This window comes from Agromyces sp. Soil535 (assembly GCF_001428255.1).
GTDB lineage: Bacteria > Actinomycetota > Actinomycetes > Actinomycetales > Microbacteriaceae > Agromyces.
This window is the reverse complement of record NZ_LMRW01000012.1, coordinates 51,236-70,662: the sequence shown is the minus strand read 5'-3', so window position 1 is coordinate 70,662 and position 19,427 is coordinate 51,236. Positions and strand designations below refer to the sequence as shown.

At 71.8% G+C, this 19,427-nt stretch carries 16 protein-coding genes and 1 pseudogene; 10 read left to right on the top strand and 7 right to left on the bottom strand.

All coding sequences use genetic code 11. The features are described 5' to 3' along the window. Window positions 1–196 precede the first annotated feature (196 nt). The 5 genes and pseudogenes from ASG80_RS09695 to ASG80_RS22935 form a co-directional block, all read left to right on the top strand. A complete protein-coding gene (locus tag ASG80_RS09695) occupies window positions 197–1,438 on the top strand; it encodes a polysaccharide pyruvyl transferase family protein (RefSeq protein ID WP_056730040.1) in 1,242 nt (413 codons plus the stop codon). A gap of 142 nt (window positions 1,439–1,580) precedes the next feature. Further along, window positions 1,581–2,141 carry a DapH/DapD/GlmU-related protein gene (locus ASG80_RS09690; protein ID WP_056730038.1) on the top strand — a complete coding sequence of 187 codons (561 nt, stop codon included), beginning with the start codon at window positions 1,581–1,583 and terminating at the stop codon, window positions 2,139–2,141. After that, window positions 2,138–3,331: a glycosyltransferase gene (locus ASG80_RS09685; RefSeq protein WP_056730036.1), complete on the top strand. Its 1,194-nt coding sequence runs from the start codon at window positions 2,138–2,140 to the stop codon at window positions 3,329–3,331. Before ASG80_RS09690 ends, ASG80_RS09685 begins: the two co-directional genes overlap by 4 nt. Window positions 3,332–3,750: 419 nt before the next feature. Then, window positions 3,751–5,238: a sugar transferase gene (locus tag ASG80_RS09680; RefSeq protein ID WP_235508256.1), complete on the top strand. Its 1,488-nt coding sequence runs from the start codon at window positions 3,751–3,753 to the stop codon at window positions 5,236–5,238. Between the two features lie 16 nt (window positions 5,239–5,254). Next, window positions 5,255–6,205 (top strand): annotated as a pseudogene (locus ASG80_RS22935) (glycosyltransferase); the annotation flags it as partial. Window positions 6,206–6,368: 163 nt separating this feature from the next. Here ASG80_RS22935 and ASG80_RS09665 read toward each other — a convergent pair. From ASG80_RS09665 to ASG80_RS09635, 7 genes are read right to left on the bottom strand one after another with little or no spacing between them, the layout of a single operon-like run. Next, on the bottom strand, window positions 6,369–7,322 hold the full coding sequence (locus ASG80_RS09665) for a glycosyltransferase family 2 protein (RefSeq protein ID WP_156401761.1): 954 nt from the start codon (window positions 7,320–7,322) through the stop codon (window positions 6,369–6,371). Window positions 7,323–7,352: 30 nt separating this feature from the next. Next, on the bottom strand, window positions 7,353–8,285 hold the full coding sequence (locus ASG80_RS09660; RefSeq protein WP_056730028.1) for a glycosyltransferase: 933 nt from the start codon (window positions 8,283–8,285) through the stop codon (window positions 7,353–7,355). Then, on the bottom strand, window positions 8,282–9,166 hold the full coding sequence (locus tag ASG80_RS23920; RefSeq protein WP_056730026.1) for a GDSL-type esterase/lipase family protein: 885 nt from the start codon (window positions 9,164–9,166) through the stop codon (window positions 8,282–8,284). The genes ASG80_RS09660 and ASG80_RS23920 overlap by 4 nt, the downstream gene beginning before the upstream one ends. Then, entirely contained in the window at window positions 9,163–10,713 is a 1,551-nt protein-coding gene (locus tag ASG80_RS09650) for a lipopolysaccharide biosynthesis protein (protein ID WP_156401760.1), read from the bottom strand. The genes ASG80_RS23920 and ASG80_RS09650 overlap by 4 nt, the downstream gene beginning before the upstream one ends. Next, window positions 10,710–11,570 (bottom strand): glycosyltransferase, encoded by an 861-nt coding sequence (locus ASG80_RS09645; protein WP_156401758.1) that lies wholly within the window; start codon window positions 11,568–11,570, stop codon window positions 10,710–10,712. Before ASG80_RS09645 ends, ASG80_RS09650 begins: the two co-directional genes overlap by 4 nt. Then, window positions 11,567–13,159, bottom strand: a complete 1,593-nt coding sequence (locus ASG80_RS09640; protein WP_056730020.1) for an O-antigen ligase — start codon at window positions 13,157–13,159, stop codon at window positions 11,567–11,569. Before ASG80_RS09640 ends, ASG80_RS09645 begins: the two co-directional genes overlap by 4 nt. 8 nt (window positions 13,160–13,167) lie before the next feature. Then, window positions 13,168–14,031, bottom strand: a complete 864-nt coding sequence (locus ASG80_RS09635) for a hypothetical protein (RefSeq protein ID WP_056730018.1) — start codon at window positions 14,029–14,031, stop codon at window positions 13,168–13,170. Window positions 14,032–14,303: 272 nt separating this feature from the next. Here ASG80_RS09635 and ASG80_RS09630 point away from each other — a divergent pair, with 272 nt between their 5' ends. The 5 genes from ASG80_RS09630 to ASG80_RS09610 are packed head-to-tail and all read left to right on the top strand — an operon-like array spanning window position 14,304 to window position 19,395. Then, window positions 14,304–15,518: a glycosyltransferase family 4 protein gene (locus ASG80_RS09630; RefSeq protein WP_056730017.1), complete on the top strand. Its 1,215-nt coding sequence runs from the start codon at window positions 14,304–14,306 to the stop codon at window positions 15,516–15,518. Then, on the top strand, window positions 15,502–16,440 hold the full coding sequence (locus ASG80_RS09625) for a glycosyltransferase family 2 protein (protein ID WP_056730015.1): 939 nt from the start codon (window positions 15,502–15,504) through the stop codon (window positions 16,438–16,440). Before ASG80_RS09630 ends, ASG80_RS09625 begins: the two co-directional genes overlap by 17 nt. Continuing rightward, entirely contained in the window at window positions 16,437–17,750 is a 1,314-nt protein-coding gene (locus tag ASG80_RS09620; RefSeq protein ID WP_056730013.1) for a wax ester/triacylglycerol synthase domain-containing protein, read from the top strand. The genes ASG80_RS09625 and ASG80_RS09620 overlap by 4 nt, the downstream gene beginning before the upstream one ends. A gap of 5 nt (window positions 17,751–17,755) precedes the next feature. After that, entirely contained in the window at window positions 17,756–18,289 is a 534-nt protein-coding gene (locus ASG80_RS09615) for a DapH/DapD/GlmU-related protein (RefSeq protein WP_200952541.1), read from the top strand. Further along, a complete protein-coding gene (locus ASG80_RS09610; protein WP_056730009.1) occupies window positions 18,286–19,395 on the top strand; it encodes a glycosyltransferase in 1,110 nt (369 codons plus the stop codon). The genes ASG80_RS09615 and ASG80_RS09610 overlap by 4 nt, the downstream gene beginning before the upstream one ends. Window positions 19,396–19,427 lie beyond the last annotated feature (32 nt).

Here is a 19,427-nt window from a genome sequence, read left to right as displayed (position 1 = left end):
GCGTCGTGCTCACCGCCCCGGGATCGCCGAGATTACGCCCGGATTCTGAACACCGACGACTCGGGCGGTTACGTCCCTGTTACATCTCAGCGCGGCGTGGCCCCCGTTCTGGCGACGTGTGCAGCCGGATGCATGCGCTCGGTATCATGGCCGCCTGCCGGAGCGCGTGCGAGCCTCCGTCACGAGGAGGCGCCGAATGGCGATGCGGGTGGGAGAACTCAGGCAGCGGATGTCCAGGCCGCTGCGTTCGCCGGCGTTGCTCGCAGCGGCGGACCGGATGCTGCTGAGGCGCCGGAGCCGGCCCGCCGACGGGGTCCCCCATCATGTCGTGCTCGCTCCCGCCGGCGGTGGGAACATCGGCGACCAGGCGCTCGTCGAGGCGTTCATCGAGAACGTGTCAGGAAACGTGACGGTGATCTGCCGACGGCCAGGCGACTACGTCCTACCCGACGACGCCAGGATCCGGATGCTGCCGCTGCTCTCGCTCGTCTACGGCGACCTGGTCGGCCACCTGCGCGACCTCGGCGCGTTCCGGCGGGTGCTTCGCACGGCGACGTCGTTCTCGGTCGTCGGCGCCGACGTCATGGACGGCGGCTACGGTCACCGTGCGTCGACGAACCGGGCCAACCTCGCGCGTCGGGTGGCCGAGCTCGGCATCGACGCCCGCATCCTCGGATTCAGCTGGAACGCGTCGCCGCATCCGCAGGCGCTCGCTGCGGTGCGCGACGCGGCGCGCCACGGCGTGACGACCGTGGTCAGGGATCCGCGCTCGGCGGCGCGTGCGAGGGCCGACGGCATCGACCCGATCGTCGACGGTGCCGACATCGTCTTCCTCGCCCGCAGCGTCGACGACGCCGCGGCATCCGAGTGGGCGGACCGTGTCGCGTCGCCCCTCGCCCTCGTGAACCTCTCCGGCCTCGTACCGTCGGACGGGGACCTCGAACCGTACGTCCGCGTGGTCGAGGTGCTGCGCAGCCGCGGTCTCGGCGTGCTGCTCGTCCCCCACGTCTCACGGCCGGGGGCCGACGACCTGCCCCTCTGCGGGGCGGTCGCCGACAACTTCGCCGACGACGCCGACGTCGTGCTGGTCGACCGCCTCCTCTCCCCCGCGGCGATCCGCGGCCTCGCCGAGCGTGCGAGGATCACCGTGACCGGCCGGATGCACCTCGCGGTGATGAGCCTCATGCGCGGGGTCCCCGCCGTGACGGTGGCGACCCAGGGCAAGGTGGAGGGGCTGATGGACCTCGTCGGCACGCCCGGCCTGTGCGTCTCGACCGACGAGATCGCCGACTCGCTCGCACGCGTCGCCGGCGACACGGCTGACCGCGCCGACGAGCTCTCCGCCGCGATCTCCGGCCGCCTCGCGGCGGTCTCGGAGCTCGCGAGGCGCAACCTCGACGGGCTCGCGGCGGCCCGCCGGACTGTTACCTCCCGGTAAACAATCCGTCTCCAGATCATGGCGCGAGGCGCCCGCCGGTTACGCTGGTCGAGCTGGCGACTCGGCCGATGACCGACCCCTCGGCGATGGATGACCGGCTCCGGGGCGTCGCCGGTCGACCGGCTGCGGGGGGAGGGCGGACGTGAACGGTCTCGATGTGCTGTTGCTCATGCAACGAGCGCGCGACGCGGTCTTCTCACGGATCGCCTCGACGGGGTTCGCGAGCTTCGGCGCCCGCAGCCGCATCCTGCTCCCGTTCCGCGTCGGCAACGCGGACCGGATCGCGATCGGCTCCGATGTGCTCATCGGCCCGGGGTCGTGGCTCATCGTCCCGCGGCTCGACGAGCCGGGCCCCGTCATTCGCATCGGCCATCGCGTGCGGATGAACGACACGTCGATCTCCGCGGTCAGCAGCGTGGTGATCGAGGACGGCGTGGCGATCGCGCGCGGCGTCTACATCTCCGACCACACGCACGGCTTCGACCAGCCCGACGTCTTCATCCGCGACCAGCCGCTGGGCCGCATCGCGCCCGTGCGCATCTGCCGCGGCGCCTGGCTCGGGCAGAACGCCGTCATCATGCCCGGTGTCACCGTCGGGGCAGGAGCCGTCGTCGGCGCCAACTCCGTCGTGCGCGACGACGTGCCACCCCGCGCCGTGGTCGCGGGCGCACCGGCGCGCTTGATCCGCCAGCTCGCCGCATGATCGATCGCACGGACCCGCGACTCGCCCCGCCGTCGGGCGCCGGGACGAGGCGAGCCGCCGACTTCGTCTTCACGTTCAGCTACGAGACCTACTCCGACGCCGTGCGACGCGGCATGATGCGGCCGCCCGACCGCATCCTCGCCAGCCTCATGCGAAGCCCCGAGGTGCGCCGCCTCCTCGTCGCCGACCCGTTCCGCTGGCTTCCCCGCGTCGTCGCCACGCCGTTCCTCGACCGGGACGTGCGCTTCCCGTCGAGCCCGCGGATGTCGCTGCATCGCCCCGTGCGCCTGCGTCGCGACGACCCCACCGAGCTCTCCGGCATCATCGCCGAGTACGCGGCCTATGACCGCTCTCTCGCCCGCGCCGCGCGCCGGATGGGACTCGTCGCTCCGTTCGCGCTGACGACCAACCCGCTCGTGGCCGGCTTCGGTCGGTTCGACTGGGCGAAGGAGGTCACCTTCTTCGCGCGCGATGACTGGTCGAGCTCGCCCGCGCGCGAGGCATACTGGCCCGCATACCGTGAGGCGTACCGGCGAGTCTCGCGGTCGGGTCGCGCGGTGGCCGCCGTTTCTGCGGAGATCCTCGAGCGGATCGACCCGACCGGCCCGGCCGCGGTGGTGCCGAACGGGGTGGAGCCCGCGGAGTGGCTCGGCGCTCGACCGCCTGCGCCCGCGTGGCTCGCCGCGATCCCGGCGCCGCGCGCAGTCTACGTGGGCACGCTGGACTCGCGGCTCGACGTTCCGGGCATCGTCGACCTCGCGACCCGCCGGCCCGACCTCCAGGTCGTCCTGGTCGGGCCGCTGCCCGATCCGGCGTACGTGGCGGCACTCCGGCCGTTCCCGAACGTGCACATCCATCCCAGCGTCGCGCGGGCGGAACTCGTCGCGGTGCTGCGCAACGCCGATCTGTGCCTGGTCGCGCACCGGCGTACGCCGCTCACCGAGGCGATGAGCCCGCTGAAGATCTACGAGTACCTCGCGGCGGGCATGCCGGTGATCTCGGTGGACCTGCCGCCCGTGCGCGACATCGACGATCGCGTGCTGCTCGTCGACGCCGTGACCGACTTCGCGGACGTCGTGCCCGATGCCCTGGCGATGGGCCGCGCCGGCGAGGCGGACCGCGCCGCATTCATCGACGCGAACTCCTGGGCCACCCGCCACCAGGCGATCTTCGCCCTCGCACACGCCTGACGCCGGCGATGGAACAGGCGGTCGCGCTCATCGGGCGCTCCCGCGCGGCCTGGGAGCCGACCGTGTCCCCCGAACGGAGGTAGTCTGCACCCCCATTGTGTCGGTGGTGTATCAATCGCCTGAAGAGCCCGTGAACTGGCGCCCCGCAGCCTTCCACGCGCCGTCGGCGTGCGGTTAGCATCGCCGCAGAGCGCGCTCGACGTCGCACCACCCGGGGGCGATGCGAACCGGCCCCGGCCGGGCCCGCATCATCGGCAGGGCGGGCTCCGCGAACACCCCAGGCGACGACCGCCTGACAGCACCCAGGTCCACCCGGCCGGGTGAACGCGGTCGCGACCACGCGGGCCACCTCACTCCGTGCCGAGCCGATGTTCGAGGGGGTCCGACCGTTGTCCAGCCAAGCAGAGACCGCGCCGCGCGTGAGCAGCCCTGCCGACCTGCTGCGGGAACGCGCCGCGGCCGTCGGGCAGCGCGTCGCGGCTCAGCCCCGACGCCTCGGGTGGCGCAAGCGACTGATCGTCGCCCTCACCGTCACGGATGCCGCCGCGGTCGTCGGGTCCCTGCTCGTCGCGCAGTTCGTGCGGTTCCGAACCAGCGGCCTCGCGGCCGCGACCCCGCAGAGCGACGTCGCGTACCTCTCGCTCTGCGCCGCGATCGCGGTCGTGTGGCTGGTCTCGCTGTCGGCGGCCAGATCGCGGATGATCCGCAACATCGGCACGGGCACGGTCGAGTACCAGCGCGTGGTGAACGCGACCCTCATCACGTTCGGAATCCTCGCCGTCGTGGCCTTCCTGCTGCAGGTCGATATCGCACGCGGCTTCCTCGCGGTGGCCCTGCCGCTCGGCCTGGCCCTCCTGCTCGCCGGGCGCGTGGTCTGGCGGTACGTGCTGCACTCGATGCGGCGCGTCGGCCGCTGCACGACCGGCTCCATCATCGTCGGCCGACCCGACGACGTCGCGAGGGTCGTGGAGGAGCTGCGCCGCCAGTATCGCGTCGGCTACCGCGCGATCGGCACGACCTTCGCGGGCTCCGCCCGCGCCCCGCAGTCGCGTTCGATGGACCTTCCGACGGTGGAGTTCACCGAGCTCGCCGCGACGTCCAAGCGCACGCGCACCCGCGCCGTCATCGTCGCGGGCGACCTGCCAGGGGGCAGTGCCACCATCCGCCGGCTCGGCTGGGAGCTGGAGAACATGAATACCGAGCTGATCCTCGTGTCCCGGCTCACCGACGTCGCGGGCCCCCGGATCCACCTGCGGCCCATCAACGGCCTGCCGATGGTGCACGTGGACCTCCCTCAGTACTCGGGCTTCAACCACGCCGTGAAGCGCGTCTTCGACATCGTGACGGCGGGCGTCGCGATCGTGCTCCTCGGCCCGCTGATCGGCGGCATCGCGGTGGGCGTGCGCCTCTCCAGCCCAGGGCCGGTGCTCTTCCGGCAGGTGCGCGTCGGCGTGCACGGCTCGCGCTTCACGATGCTGAAGTTCCGGTCGATGGTGACCGACGCCGAGGCGCGGCTGCGGGAGCTCCAGGACCGCGACGAGGGCAACGGCGTGCTGTTCAAGCTGAAGGACGACCCACGTGTGACCCCGTTCGGCCGCACCCTGCGTCGGTACTCGCTCGACGAGCTCCCTCAGCTGTGGAACGTGCTCATCGGGGACATGAGCCTCGTCGGCCCCCGTCCGCCGCTGGCGAGCGAGGTCGAGCGGTACGAGGAGGACGTCAACCGCCGGCTGCTGACGAAGCCCGGCATCACGGGACTCTGGCAGGTGAGCGGCCGGTCGAACCTCTCATGGGAGGAGAGCGTGAAGTTCGACCTGTACTACGTCGAGAACTGGTCGATCACGGGCGATCTCGTCATCCTGTTGAAGACGGTCCGCGCGGTGCTCGGCAGCCGCGGGGCCTACTGAGATCGGGGCACGACACATGGCCGGCCTGATCGCGCAGGAGTGGATCGAGGAGTCTGGCGGCGCCGAGCAGGTGCTCGACGCCCTGCGGATCTCGCTTCCCGGCTCCCGTGTCGCCTGCCTCTGGAACGACGACCCCGCGCGGTTCCCATCGGAACTCGTCGACGAGTCCTGGCTCGCCCGGACGCCACTCAGAGGCCGGAAGGCGCTCGCGCTGCCGCTCATGTCGCGCACGTGGCGTCGCGGGTGGGGCGACGCGGACCCGGACTGGGTCGTGACGAGCAGCTACGTCTTCGCACACCATGCCGGCTTCGGCACGGCGCGCGGGGTTCCCAAGTTCTCGTACATCCACACGCCGGCCCGGTACCTCTGGGAACCCGATCTCGACGCCCGTACGGGGAACCCCCTCGCCGGGCTCGCGCGCGCGTACCTGCGCGGGGTCGATCGTCGCGCGGCGAGCGCGTCGGGGTCGCTCGCCGCGAACAGCGCCTTCGTGCGAGAGCGGATCCGCCGCGCCTGGGACCGCGACGCACGCGTGATCCACCCCCCGGTCGACGCGGCGTCCATCGCGGCGGTGGCCGACTGGCGGGAGCGCATCACCGATGCCGAGCGCGCCACGCTCGACGCGCTGCCGGATCGCGGCTACCTCATGGCGGCGTCGCGGCTGGTGCCGTACAAGCGGCACGACGCGGTGATCCGAATGGGTGCGGCGCTCGGCATCCCCGTCGTCGCCGCCGGCAGCGGCCCCGAGCGTGAACGACTCGAGTCACTCGCCGCAGACGCCGAGGTGCCGGTGCACGTGCTCGGGCGCGTGTCCGACGAATTCATGCGGGCGCTGTTCCAGCACGCACTCGCGTTCGTGTTCCCACCCGTCGAGGACTTCGGCATCATCCCGGTCGAGGCGATGGCGGCCGGATGCCCCGTCATCGTCAATCGCGTCGGAGGGGCATCCGAATCGGTGCTGGACGGCCTCACCGGAGTCCACTACGACCCCGATGACGAGTCGGGGTTCGGGGCAGCGGTGGAGCGGCCGAACGGATCGACGGCGACGCGGCCCGGCGACGCGCACTCGAGTTCGACCGCGATCGCTTCGTCGACGAGGTACGCGAGTGGGTGCTGGGCGGGGGCGCGGGTCAGGCGTCGGCGAGCGTGCGCCCGAACAGCGTCGCCTCGGCCCGCGGGTAGCCGTCGCGCCAATCCGCGCGCCGCCGCCACACCGTGCTCCACGGAGCACGCGATCGACGGGTGGCGGCCTCGAGCGCGGCGCGGACGCCGACACCGGCGAGGAGCAGGCGTACACCGAGACCAGCGCGGATCGGGGACCAGGTCTTGCGCAGGTGCGTCACCTTGCCGGCCATGACCATGCAGCCCTTCTCGCCTCCCGCGTCGCTCGACCCACCAACCTCGTGCACGATGACCGCATCGGGCACGACCACCCGGCGGAGGCCGGCGCGGCCGGCGCGGAGGCTGAACTCCGCATCCTCCCCGTAGAGGAAGTAGTCCTCGTCCATGCCGCCGAGGTGCTCATAGGCGGCTCGGCGGATGAGCAGGAGGCATCCGGTGATGATGGGCACCTCGCGCACGCTGTCTCGGTCCCACGCGCCGAGCGACTCGGGGTCGAACACGGTCGAGCGCTTGAACGCCGTCGACAGCATGGTCGCGAACATCGCGAGCGACCAGAGGCTCGGAGCACCCCAGCAGGAGCTCGGATCGACCGTGCCGTCGGGCCGCAGCGTGCGCCCGCCGAACACCCCGTACTCGGGATGCCGGTCCGCGAACTCGAGCAACGCCCGCAGGGAGCCCGGGAGCACGAGCGTGTCGGGGTTCAAGAGGAGGAGCCACGTGCCGGTTGCCGCGCGGGCGCCGAGGTTCACGCCGCGGGCGAAGCCGAGGTTCTCCCCCGCCTCGACGGTCGTCACCGCTGGGAAGCGCTCGCGGAACGCCTCGGGGCTGCCGTCGGTCGAGCCGTTGTCGACGACGATGAGCTCGAGGTCGAGGCTCGGCGACGTCTGGAGCACGGAGCGCAGGCACGCCGACGTGGCATCCCTCGTGTTGTAGTTGACGACGACGACGCTCAGGTGGGGCACGGCATCCGCCTTCGGCTCAGCTCGCACGGCTCAGATCGACACGGGCTCGAGGTCGTCGCGTCGCGTGACCCGCCACCGCGACGCCTCGTGGAGGTCGGCGCGCGTGATCCCGTCGGCAGGGCGCACCACGGCGAGGCCCCGCGCGGCGAGGAACGCCGCGAGGTCGTCCTGGTGGGAGTCGACGTGCTCGCCGTGATCCACCGAGCGGGGCGCAAGCAGCGGCACCTTGCCGGCGCCCAGCGCAGCGAGCGCAGTGCCCGTGCCGGCGTGGCCGATGACGACGTCCGCGGCCTCCAGCTCGGCGGAGAGGGCCGAGGAGGGCACCGAGGCGACCGCCTCGATGTCGATGCCCGAGACATCCGTGGAGCCGACCTGCCAGAGCACGTGCGCCTCGGCCGGCAGCGCGCGACCGGCCGCCTCGATGAGCCGGCGGAATCCGTACTCGCCGTTGCCGCCGACGGTGACCACTGCGCGTGTGATGGGGCCGTCGCCGGCCGGTTCCACCCGGAACCCGTCGAACACCGAGAGTGCGTAGCCCCAGCGCTGGCGCACGCCGCTCGGATACTGCACCCAGCGGCGCACCGACGGGATCCGGTCGATGACCTTGCCGGTCAGGGAGAGTTCGGTGACCCGGGTGGCGCTCTCCACGTAGCTGAATGGCACGCGTCTCATGAGCGCGGGGATGAGCGCGGACAACGCGACCTGCGCGCCCGAGCTCACGACGTGGTCGATGTCGTGCTCCGCGAAGATGCGGCGGGCGACCCGCGTGTCCCGGAGCACGCCGAGGAGGTCACGCGGGGGCCGCGTGGGCACGTGGTGGACCCGCTCGCCTGCGAGGAGCGACCTGCTCTGCGCGGTGTCGTCGGTCATCCACACGACGTCCTCGCCGCGCGCGATGCGCGGTGCGAGCATGTGGAGTTGCGCGAGGTGCCCTCCGGAGATGGCCACCAGCATCGTCGTCATGTCGAACCCCCTTCGAGTGCGTCCCAGGCGATCCCGGCGATCGCCCGTTGCCCCGCGATCGACGGATGGAAGAAGTCGATCGATGAGATCTCCTCGGCCGAGAAGTCGTAGGCGTAGAGGGCGCCGTCGTCGTCGATGCAGTGCTCCACGCCCGAGCAGGCGCGTTCGATCGCCGCGTTGTACTCGGCGACGCGTGCGGCCACGGCGTCGCGGCGCGCCGTGGCCTCGGCGGAGTCGTCGTCGGCCGAGCCCAGCAGGTTCTTGCACGACGGGCTGCCGTTCCACGCCTGCACGGCCCGCGCGTTTCCGCGCCCGACCTCCCACAGGTGGTGGATGTCGGGCACCGACAGGGCGAGGATCGTCGCATCCGGCACCTCGGCGTCCAACCGGCCGAACAGCTCCGCCACGCGCGCCTCGAAGTCCGCCGCCGGCGTCATCTCGTCGAGGCTCGGCGCGCACGCGTCGTTGCCCCCCAGGAGCACCGTGACGAGCTGCGGCTGCGCCCGCACGAGCTCGGGCACCATGGCGAGGGCGTCTCCGACGTCGCCGCCGTCCTTCGCCGCGTTGACGACGGCGGGTTCGACCCCGGATGCCGCGGCCAGCCGCTCGGCGACGGACCCGACGGCCGGATCCGTGCCGCCCGACCACGATGCGGCCGCGCACTGCCCCTGCGTTCCGCAGGCGTTCACCCCCAGCGAGACGGAGTCGCCCAGGATGCCGAGCGTCTCGACGGCAGGCGCCGCCGCCGGGGTGTCGAGTCCGCTGAGGTCGGGCGCCGCATCGGCGGCAGAGCAACCCGAGGCCATGGCGCCGACGAGCAGCGCGACGACGGCGATGGGAAGGCCGTTGGATCGGCTGCGACGACGTGGGGCTCGGGTCACGGTTCCACCTTCCGGTCGGGGGTCGCCTCGGGCCCGGAGCCCGCCGGCGCCGCGGGAGTCGGGGCCGGCGCCTTGGCCGGGGATGGCCTCCGCACCTGCTTCACGAACCCGATGATCTGCGCGAGGTCGCGTCGGTACGCGGGGATCAGGAGGCACAGCAGCATCGGGACGACCCCCGCGGCCATGCCGAGCGTCAGCTGCACGACGGCGGGCAGGCCGTTCGTGGCGAGCTGTACCGCGGCGGCTGCGCCGTAGCACAGCGGCGCCAGCAGGACCGGCCGCAGGATGGGTCTGAGGATGTCGCCCACGCGCACGAACGTGCCGACGGTCGCGAAGTAGAACCCCGGCACGAGCAGGGCGAGCGTGAGCAGCCCGTAGACGAGCGCGAGCCCTTCGACGCCCGCCCACCAGATGCCGAGCACGTATCCGGCGATCACCATCGGGCGCGTGACCAGGTAGTAGACGAGCTGCCGGTGCGCGCGGCCGAGCGTGATGTAGAGCCAGCCGAGCACGCTGCCGATCGACTGGGCGATGCCGGCGATGGCGAGCAGGCTGAACAGGGTCGCGGCCTGCTCCCATCCCGGCCCCAGCAGGATCGCGATGAGCGGCGAGGACACGGCCGCGGCGACCGCGTACACCGGGATGGTGAGGTAGCCGATGATCATGAGCGCTCCGCGCACGTAGCGCCGGTACCGCTCGCCGTCGTCCTGCAGCTTGCTGAGCACAGGCAGGGCCACGCGCCCGAGCGTGCCGTTCAGCTGCTGCATCGGCAGCAGGTAGAGCGCGTAGGCGCGCGAATACTGGCCGAGCGCGGCCGGACCGAGCTGCTGGCCGATGATGACGTTGTCGAAGTTCTTCGCCGCGTAGTTCAGCAATTGCACCCCGAAGATGCTGCCGCCGGTGCTCACGAGCGGGAGCACGTCGCGCGAGATGTGCGGGCGTCCGAACCTCGGTCGTGACGCGACCCAGAGGGCGACGAGGCGGTAGAGCTGTCCGGCGCCCGACATCACGACGAGCGACCACACGCCCCAGCCGAGCGCGGCCGTGGCGATGCCGAGTCCGACACCGCACAGCATGGAGACGACGTCGATGTTCGCGAGCGTTCCGAACCGCAGGTCGCGCTGCACCCGCGCCTGCATGGGCATGGACAGGCCGTTGACGAGGAGGATCGGTGCGATGACGATGGTGAGCGGGATCAGGCGCTCCTCGTCGTAGAGCAGCGCGATGAGCGGTGCGGATGCCGCGATGACGGCCATGAGGCCGACGCCGAGCGCCACCGACAGCCACATGACGCTCATCCACATGCGTTCGCTGAGGTTCTTCACCTGGATGATCGCGCCGGTGAGCCCGAAGTCGCGCACGAGGTCGGCCACGCCGACGATCGCCGTGACCATGGCGACGAGGCCGAAGTCGGCCGGCGTGAGCAGGCGCGCGAGCACGACGGTGGAGGCGACCTGGATGAGGGTCTTGCCCCCGAACCCGCCCATCGTGACGAACACGCCGCGCGACGAGGTGTGCGCGAGGCGGTCCGTCGCGGGGGTGCTCATGCGATCGCCCGGCTGGTCTCGTCGCGTGCCCACTCCGGCTCCCTCCGATCGGCCATCTGACGCCGTGCGAGGAGCTTCGGCACCGTGGCGGTCACGCAATAGACGGCGAACGCGACCCAGAGGTCGGGGCGCCGCGCGACCCTGCGAGCGAGGCTCGCCGCCCGGGCCCGAGCCGGCTCCTCGGTCGCCAGCTGCAGCTCGGCTGGCAGTTCGAGGTTGCCGCGCGCGATCCGCGTCGACCGGCGCACGTGCGCCGAGACGGTCCGGGCGCTTCGCACGGTGAAGGCATGGCCGGCCAGCGTCTCACGCTCGGACGGCGGGAACAGCTGCTGCACGAAGCGGTCGTCGGCGATCACCCGCGGCCACGAACCGAAGCGCGCGCGCCCCTCTGCCGACATCGCGTACACGCCCGAGCCGATGTGGCCGGCCACCCGGTAGTCCGAGAGCTCCCAGATCCGGTAGTGCTGGCGTACGGGCCATGAGGCGTCTGCGGTGTCCACCTCAAGGCGCGGGGAGGCCACGAGGGGCCCGTCGCGCCGGGTCAGCGCGTCTGCGAGCGCGAGGAGCGCAGGCACATCCACCGAGACGTCGGCGTCGACGTAGGCGCGCGGGAAGGTCGTGACCTCGGCGTCGCCCGCCTCGAGCGCCGCGATCTTCGACGCCTCCGCTATCACCACGACGCCGACCGCCGGCTCGAACGAACGCGCGACGGATACGGTCCCGTCTGTGCATCCGTTCGCGACGACGACGATCTCGAGCTCTGCCGACCGGGGATCGGCGACGAGCCCGTGGAGCAGGCGCCCGATCACCGACGCCTCGTCGTGCGCCGGGATCACCACCGACATCCGGGGACTCACGAAGCCACCTCCGCTGGGGACTCGGGTGCCGCCCGCGCGGCCGGGGTGACGGATGCCGCGGGCGCCGCCGGTCGCCTCGGCGCCTCGGTGATCAGCCACGCGCCCGCCGCGAGCATCATGCAGAGGATGAAGAACGTCTGGAAGAACCCGAACGCGTCGTAGAAGAAGATCGCTGCGATGTAGCCCGAGATCGCCACGGCGAGCGTGAGCGCGAGCGCCGCGTGCCGGCGTTCGGCCGCCTGCGCGAACGCGAACCTGAGCAGCATGATCGGCGGAACGAGCAGGAACACCGCGAGGCCGAGCACGCCGAGCGCGCCGGTCTCGAGGAGGGTGCCGAGGAACTGGTTGTCGAGGATGAACGCATTCGCCTCGTCGCCGATCACGATGCGGCTGCCGAAGCCGCTCCCGAAGAACGGCTGCTGGGCGACCTCGCGGAACGCCGGTTCGAGGTCGGCGAGTCGTCCGGCTCCGCCCATGCCCGCTGAGGTGTACTGCGACGCGACGAGGGAGTCGATATCGAGGAAGGAGAGCACCATGGACTCGAAGACGTTCGGCAGCACGACCGCAGCCAACAGCACCACGGGGAACGCCAACGCGAACAGCACGCCGGCCACCCTCGGGTGGAAGATCAGGGTGACGAGGAACATCACCCCGAGCACCACCACGGCCGTGCGCGAGATCGCGGACAGCACGCCACCGAAGAGCATGACCGTCGCGCCGGCGTAGACCAGCCTGCGGTTGATCGGGTTCGACGGCCACGTCGCGTACCTGGCGAGGTGGATCGCGAGCGGGATCAGCAGGCAGAGCGCGACGGCGAGGGCGATCGGATGCTGCGCCGAGCCGAATGCGCGCGCGACGCCCGCGCGGCTGACGTCGCCGCCCTCGCGCAGCAACGTGAGCGGCAGCACGTCGCCGAGCATCAGGAACACGTTCACGCGTGACAGGCGCTCGATCACGGCGAAGAACGAGACGACGACGCCCGCCCACGTGATGAACGTGAGGAGGAGCATCACGTCGCGTTCGCCGCGCATGAGCTGCCGGAAGCAGAAGAACACCGACAGCATGAGCAGCAGCTGCGCGATGCCGCCGAGCGCGGTGCCGGTGAGCCCCCTGTTCGCGAGCTCCATGCCGTTCACCACGAACGACACGAGCACGGTGACGAGGAGGATGCCGATGGGCCATCCGAAGGCCACGGGGCGCCAGCGCACGTCGGGCTTCAGGATCAGCGCGACGACCAGCGCCACGATCACGATCGCGAGCACCAGGCGATACGGCTCCAGCTGGAACGGGAGTGGGATGGGGATGGCGTACCGGCGCGCCGGCACGAACATGATGACGGCGGCGAGTCCGATGATCATCGCGGTCCACGTGAAGACGAAACGCCGCAGGATCACGAGGAGCGCGAGCAGGAGCATGGCGCCGGAGGCGGCGAGCGGCGGCAGGAGCACCACGGCCGCGAGTGAGACCGCGGCGAGCACGGCGCTCGCAACGATCACCCGCCGTCGCTGCGACGCGGGTGGGCGGGGCGCGTCCGAGTCCGCCGAGACGGGCGTTGTCCGGACGTCGCCCGCCGCGTCGGTGGCGGTCATGACGCCGCTCAGTCCGTCCGGGTGCCGGCGCCGACGAGCACGTGCTCGTCTGGCTGCCCGCCGGCGTCGGATGCCGCGTCGGCGGCCACGGCCCCTGAGGCGGCCGCATCGGCGGGCCCGGCATCCGACCTCGCGGCCGCACCGCGCGCCCCGCGTTGCGCACCCGGCTTGCCGGCGCGCCTCGACCGGAACGCCGCGAGCACGAACGCGAGCGCCACGAACGCGAGGAACACCGCGAAGAACGTGATCACGATGGGGATCGCCGGGTTGCTCGTCTCACCCTCGACGGCCTTGCCCTCGGTGAGCACCTCGAGCTGCACCCGGTTCTCGGCCGGGATCTGCTGCTCGGTCTGCTCGGCTTCGACGTAGCCGAGGAACGCGGTCGTGGCCGCGGCGGAGATCTCCTCCGCACGGTCCTCGGTCGACGCCGTGCCGACGACCTCGAGCACGGGGAGCTTCAGCGACCCGGGGAATCGCTCATCGCCGGCCGGCTGCGTGGTGCGCCGGATCGCGGTGATCGTCTCGGTGTCCTCGTCGAGCTGGCCCACCTCCGACTCCACGTGGTCCCGGATCCGAGCACCCGACACGATGTACGCGTAGATCTGGGCCGAGGCCGACAGGTCGAGCGGCTCGGCCGGGGTCACGCCCTCCTCGATCGGCCGGCCGGGGATCTGCGCCTGGTAGAGCGTGTCGCTCGGGCTCGTGACCAGCACCGTCGTGCCGGCCGTATACGACTTCACCGCCCGCGACTCGACCTGCCCGTTCGTGACGGTGAATCCGGCGAAGAACGCCGCGATCGCCGCCACGACGACGCCGAAGGCCAGCAACCACTTGTAGCTCCACAATGTCTGGAGGTACTTCGGAGTCTCCATGGCGTGTCCCCCTGCTTCCGGTTCCGCCGACCTCCCCGGGCCGGACGCATGGCGAGCGCTCCCGTCCGATCGCTCGGTCCCGGTGCGCCATCGCCATCGCGAGAAGGAGGAACACTCCGTCACGTTCATAGTGGTGTCGACGTATGAACTCCGCACACGGATTCTGTTGCGGGCCTGTTAACTCTGCGAGTCGAAGGACCGCATCGCGTTGTGCGCCGGGACCTCCCCGTCGAAGGTGGGAGGGACACACTTCCTGGGTCACGGGGGGCCTCATGTCTTCGACGGCATCGGCGAGGGGCGGCGAGCAGATCTCGATCCTGTACAGCTTCCCCCACGCGATCGGCGCGCCCGGGATCGGCTGGACCGCATGGAATCACGTCAACGAACTGGTCCGCGCCGGCCACGACGTGCACCTCGTGGCCGCGAGCATCGCACGGCCCGTGCCGGGCCTCGCGTCGGTCGCCACGTCGATGACCCTCGCGGGACGCCGCCTCCCCCACCGTGCGCTCGGGCGGGACCGGGCGCTGCGATGGCATGACCGGGTTGCCGCCCGGGCGGTCGGGCGCCGCCGCCCGGACGTCGCGCATGTGTGGCCGCTCGCCGCGATGCGCACCATCGCCGCCGCGGCCGAGCAGGGCATCCCGTCGTTCCGCGAGGTGCCGAACACGCACACGGCGAACGCCTACGACGTGGTGGCCCGCGAGTCCGCCCGCCTCGGCCTGACGCCGCGCGCGGGTGCCTCGCACACCGTCGATCAGCGGCGCCTCGCCACTGAGGAGCGGGAGTGGGCCGGCGCCACTGCCCTGCTCGTCCCCTCGGATGCGGTGGCGCTCACGTTCCTCGAGCGCGGGTTCGACCAGGCGCGCCTTCGCCGTCACCGGTACGGGTGCACGCCCGACGCGTCCGTCATCCGCTCCGGCTCCACCAGTGCGGGGGTCACCGCGGTCTTCCTCGGCCGGGTGGAGCCCAGGAAGGGACTCCACTTCGCGCTCGACGCATGGCTCGCATCCGCCGCGAGCCGTGACGGGCGCCTGCTCGTCTTCGGAGCCGTCGACGACGACTACCGCGCGGTGCTCGCCGATCGGCTGGCTCACCCGAGCGTGGAGCTGCGCGGCGTCACGGGCTCCCCGATCGACGAACTCGGGCGCGCGGACGTGCTGCTCCTGCCGAGCATCGAGGAGGGCAGCGCGCTCGTGACCTACGAGGCCCAGGTGTCCGGGTGCGTCCCGCTCGTGTCGACCGCGGCCGGCGCGCTGCTCGAGCACGACGTGCACGGACTGCTCCACGAACCCGGCGATGTCGCGACGCTGACGGCGCAGCTCGACCGGCTCGTCCGCGAGCCCGAGACCCTCGCACGCCTCCGCACCGCGGCGATGGACCACGCTCCCGAACTCAGCTGGGCCTCCGCAGCACGGAGCCTCATCGCGGCCTACGGCGGCGTGCCGGCTGTTGCACCGAAGGGAGGGGTGCGTGCCGGCGTCTCGTGAACTCGCGGTCATCGTGTGCACCCGCAACCGGGCGACGATGCTGGCCTCCGCCCTGGACTCGATCTCCCGGGCGGTGCCCGACGACGTCGAGGTGCTCGTCGTCGACTCGGCGTCGGACTCATGGGCGACGCGCGACGTGGCGAGCGAGGCGGGCGCCGCATACGTTCGCAGTGACATCCGCGGACTGTCCATCGCACGCGACCTCGGACTTCGCACGAGCGACCGCCCGCTCGTGCTGTTCACGGACGACGACTGCGTGGCCGTCGAAGGCTGGATCGACCCGGTGCTGGAGCGGTTCGCCGATCCGACGGTGGGCGCCGTCACCGGCCGCATGCTCGACCATACCCTCGTCGACCACGACGCCGCCCCGGCGCCGACACGACGCTACACGCGCACGCTCGACGGCCTCGATGCGGGACACGGCGCGGTGATGGCGTTCCGCCGCTCGCTCGTGCTCGAGCTCGGCGGGTTCGATCCCGTGCTCGGCGCCGGCCGCGAGCTCGCCGGCGCCGAGGACCTCGACATGTTCTGCCGCATCCTCGATGCGGGCCACGCGATCGTGCACGACCCCGCATGCGTCATCCACCACATGAACACCCGCGAGGGCGACTCGTACATCGAGCTCCACGCGGGCTACGGGCTCGGGCTCGGCGCCCTCGCGAACAAGCTCGTGCGGCTTCGGCCGGGCGTGGGGCTCGCGATGCTCGCGGTGCTCCTGAAGCGCAGCTCGGGCCGCGCCATCCGCCACGCGCGGGATGCCCGCAAGGGCGGCGCCGACCGGGCGATGCTCCGCGGCATCCGTCGCGGGTTCCTCGCCGGCGCGCGCATGCGACTGCGGGGAACGACGTTCATCGACGAGCATCCGCCCGCGCCGACCACGGTCGACGCCCAGGTCGATCGAGACACCGGGAGCAAGCGATGAACCGACCCGAGGCCAAGGCCGAACTCATCCGCACGCTCGACGAGAAGTACGTGGCGAACGCCATCGCGTTCGAGGCGATGGTCGGCGCGGCAGCGCTCATCCTCGACGGCGGCCCGTTGCGCGGATCCGACGGCGCGGTCGACCTCGACAGGATCAGGACCCGACTCGAGGCACTCACGTGGCACGTGCCCGCCATGCGCCAGCGGCTCGTTCCCACGCCGCTGCGGGTCACGACGCCCGCGTGGGTGCCGGTGGCCGATCTGGACATCGCCCGGCACGTCACGTTGCACCCCGCCGTCGAGGCGGACGACCCGGCGCGCGTCGAGATCCTCACCGGGCGCCTCAACGGGCCGATGGACCCCTCCCGGCCGCTCTGGGACTTCCGCGTGGTCGAGCTCGACTCAGGACGGGTCGCCGTCGTCGCGCGCTATCACCACGTGATCGGCGACGCGCTCTTCGGCCTGAGGATCGGCGACGTCGTCGCTGGCACCGATCCCTCGCCGCTCGTTCCCGAGGTGACGGCCGACCACCGAGCGGCGGTCGGCGAGCCCCCGCGCACCGGGTTCGGCATCCTCGCGATCGCCGGCCGCGCCTGGTGGCGCCAGCAGGGCGGACTCGTGGGTGCATGGCACGAGTACCGGCGCAAGCCGTTCGTGCGCCGCCTGCGCCGCTGGGGCGGTCGCCTCATCCGGCCGGCCAGGAATGCGCTCATCGAGCGCTCGGGCGAGGCAGACCGCATCCTCGTGCCCCGTCATTCGCGGTACCTCGAGGTGGAGCTCGCCCCCGCGATGAAGCTCGCGTACCGTCTCGGCGGCACCATCCACGACCTCACGGTCGCCGCGACGCTGCACGCCGCTGCGCAGCTCGATCGGAGTCGCGAGACCGTCTCCCTGCTCGTGCCGATCTCACGGCGCACGCGGGGCGACGCGCATGTGCGCAACCACATCAGTGTCGTGAAGGTGAGCGTTCCGGTCGCCGCGGCGCTCGAGGAACTCGTGCCTGCAGTCCGGGCGCAGGTGCAGGCCGCCGTGGACGACACCTCGCGCCGCGACATCGGCAGCCGCGACTGGAGCGGCTACGCGACGTTCATGACGTGGGGCCGGCAACGCCGCTACTTCGGCGGCGCTCCCATCGAGACGGTGACCGGGTGGCCCGCCGGGGATCCCCTCGACGACATCGCCTGCCTTGCATGTTCGTACCAGACGAGACTGACGATCTCCGTGACCACACGGGCCTCGACGGACATCGATGCGATCATGGCGTCGATCGCGGAGTCCTTCACCGTGTCCGAGCCGGCGACGGCGGTGTGAGCGGGATGCCACGCATGTCCGGTGCGGCGCGGTCGGTGCTCGACCTGCGCACCTACCTGCACGCGTTCCGCCTCGCGCACTTCTCGAGTTACTCGCACGTGCGCCAGGTCCGTCGGCTCGACCTCGGGAAGGGCGTGTCGATGGCCCCGAACGTCTCGTTCCGCAACGCGGAGCGCATCCGGATCGGCGCCGGATCGCATATCGGCGAGCACTCGGTGATCTGGGCGGGGAACAGCACGGGCCGCATCGACATCGGCGAGAAGTGCCTGTTCGCGCCGAACGTCACGCTCACGGCCTCGAACTACGGCATCGTGCAGGGCGACGTGGCGATCATGGACCAGCCCAAGGAGGAACGTGACATCGTCATCGGTCACGGCGCCTGGCTCGGTGCCAACGTCGTCATCCTCGCCGGGGTCACGATCGGCGCGGGTGCGGTCGTCGCGGCCGGTGCCGTCGTGACGAAGGACGTTCCCGAGCACGCCATCGTCGGCGGGGTGCCGGCGAAGGTCATCGGCGAGCGACCGAAGGCGTCGACATGAGCGCCGCGTCGCGCCCCCTGGTCGTCGAGGCCGAGCCGGCGTTCCGCACCGCCCACGCGAACCCCTACAACGCACGCCTGTACACGACGATCGCGGCCGAGGGATGCCGCGTGCGCGACCTGTCCTACGTGCGCCTCTTCACGCGGCGCATCGACATCGTGCACCTGCACTGGCCCGAGCTGACGTTCCTCACCGGGCGCTCGTGGCGGGTGCTCGCCCGGATGCACCTGTTCCGCGCAGGCCTCGCCGTCGCGCGACTCCGCGGCGGCACGAAGCTCGTCTGGACCGTCCACAACGTCGTCTCGCACGAGCGGCGCGCCACGCCCGCGCTCCGTGCGATGCACCGGCAGCTCCTCGTCGACGAGGTCGACGGGTTGCTCTCCCTCAGCGAGGGCGGCCTCGAGGCGGCGCGCGCCGCGTACCCCGAACTGAACTGGGTGCCCGCGACGGTCACTCCCCATGGCCACTACCGCGCGGACTACGACCTCTCCGCCACGCGTGCCGACGCGCGCCTGAGCCGTGGCATCGACCCGGCGGTGACGCTCCTCGTGTCGGTCGGCATGATCCGGGAGTACAAGAACATCCCCGGCCTGGTGCGTACCGTCGTGGCATCCGACCGGGCCGACGTGGTGCTCGCCGTCGCAGGGAAGCCGGCGACCGAGGCCCTGGCGGCCGAGATCCGGGCGGCGGCGGGCGACGATCCGCGCATCGTGCTCGACCTGGCCTTCCAGTCCGACCACGAGATCACGGGGTGGCTTCGCGCCGCCGACGTGGCGGTGCTCCCGTACCGGGCGATCCAGAACTCGGGATCGGCGATCCTCGCGCTCTCGGCCGATCGTCCCGTCGTCGTGCCCGCGCTCGGCGCGATGCGGGAACTGCAGGACCTCGTCGGCGCCGACTGGGTGCGCTGCTTCCCGGGGGCGTTCGACCCCGCCGAGCTCGACCGGGTCGTCGAGTGGGCGCGAGCCGACCGGCCGGACCGCGCCCAGCTCGAACACCTCGACTGGGCCGGGATCGCACGGCGCACCGTCGACTTCTACCGCGAGGTCGGTGCAGAGGCCCACGCCGCGCCCGCCAGCATCGACCGAACGCCCGCACGCCGCTGATCGCGAGGAGCGCGCCATGCCGTCCGCCGAAT

Bases quoted from the DNA above. Each gene is read 5' to 3' on its own strand.
- ASG80_RS09695 (WP_056730040.1), top strand. From the start codon at position 197: ATGGCGATGCGGGTGGGAGAACTCAGGCAGCGGATGTCCAGGCCGCTG.
- ASG80_RS09685 (WP_056730036.1), top strand. From the start codon at position 2,138: ATGATCGATCGCACGGACCCGCGACTCGCCCCGCCGTCGGGCGCCGGG.
- ASG80_RS09660 (WP_056730028.1), bottom strand. From the start codon at position 8,285: ATGACGACGATGCTGGTGGCCATCTCCGGAGGGCACCTCGCGCAACTC.
- ASG80_RS09650 (WP_156401760.1), bottom strand. From the start codon at position 10,713: ATGAGCACCCCCGCGACGGACCGCCTCGCGCACACCTCGTCGCGCGGC.
- ASG80_RS09640 (WP_056730020.1), bottom strand. From the start codon at position 13,159: ATGACCGCCACCGACGCGGCGGGCGACGTCCGGACAACGCCCGTCTCG.
- ASG80_RS09635 (WP_056730018.1), bottom strand. From the start codon at position 14,031: ATGGAGACTCCGAAGTACCTCCAGACATTGTGGAGCTACAAGTGGTTG.
- ASG80_RS09630 (WP_056730017.1), top strand. From the start codon at position 14,304: ATGTCTTCGACGGCATCGGCGAGGGGCGGCGAGCAGATCTCGATCCTG.
- ASG80_RS09620 (WP_056730013.1), top strand. From the start codon at position 16,437: ATGAACCGACCCGAGGCCAAGGCCGAACTCATCCGCACGCTCGACGAG.
- ASG80_RS09615 (WP_200952541.1), top strand. From the start codon at position 17,756: ATGCCACGCATGTCCGGTGCGGCGCGGTCGGTGCTCGACCTGCGCACC.
- ASG80_RS09610 (WP_056730009.1), top strand. From the start codon at position 18,286: ATGAGCGCCGCGTCGCGCCCCCTGGTCGTCGAGGCCGAGCCGGCGTTC.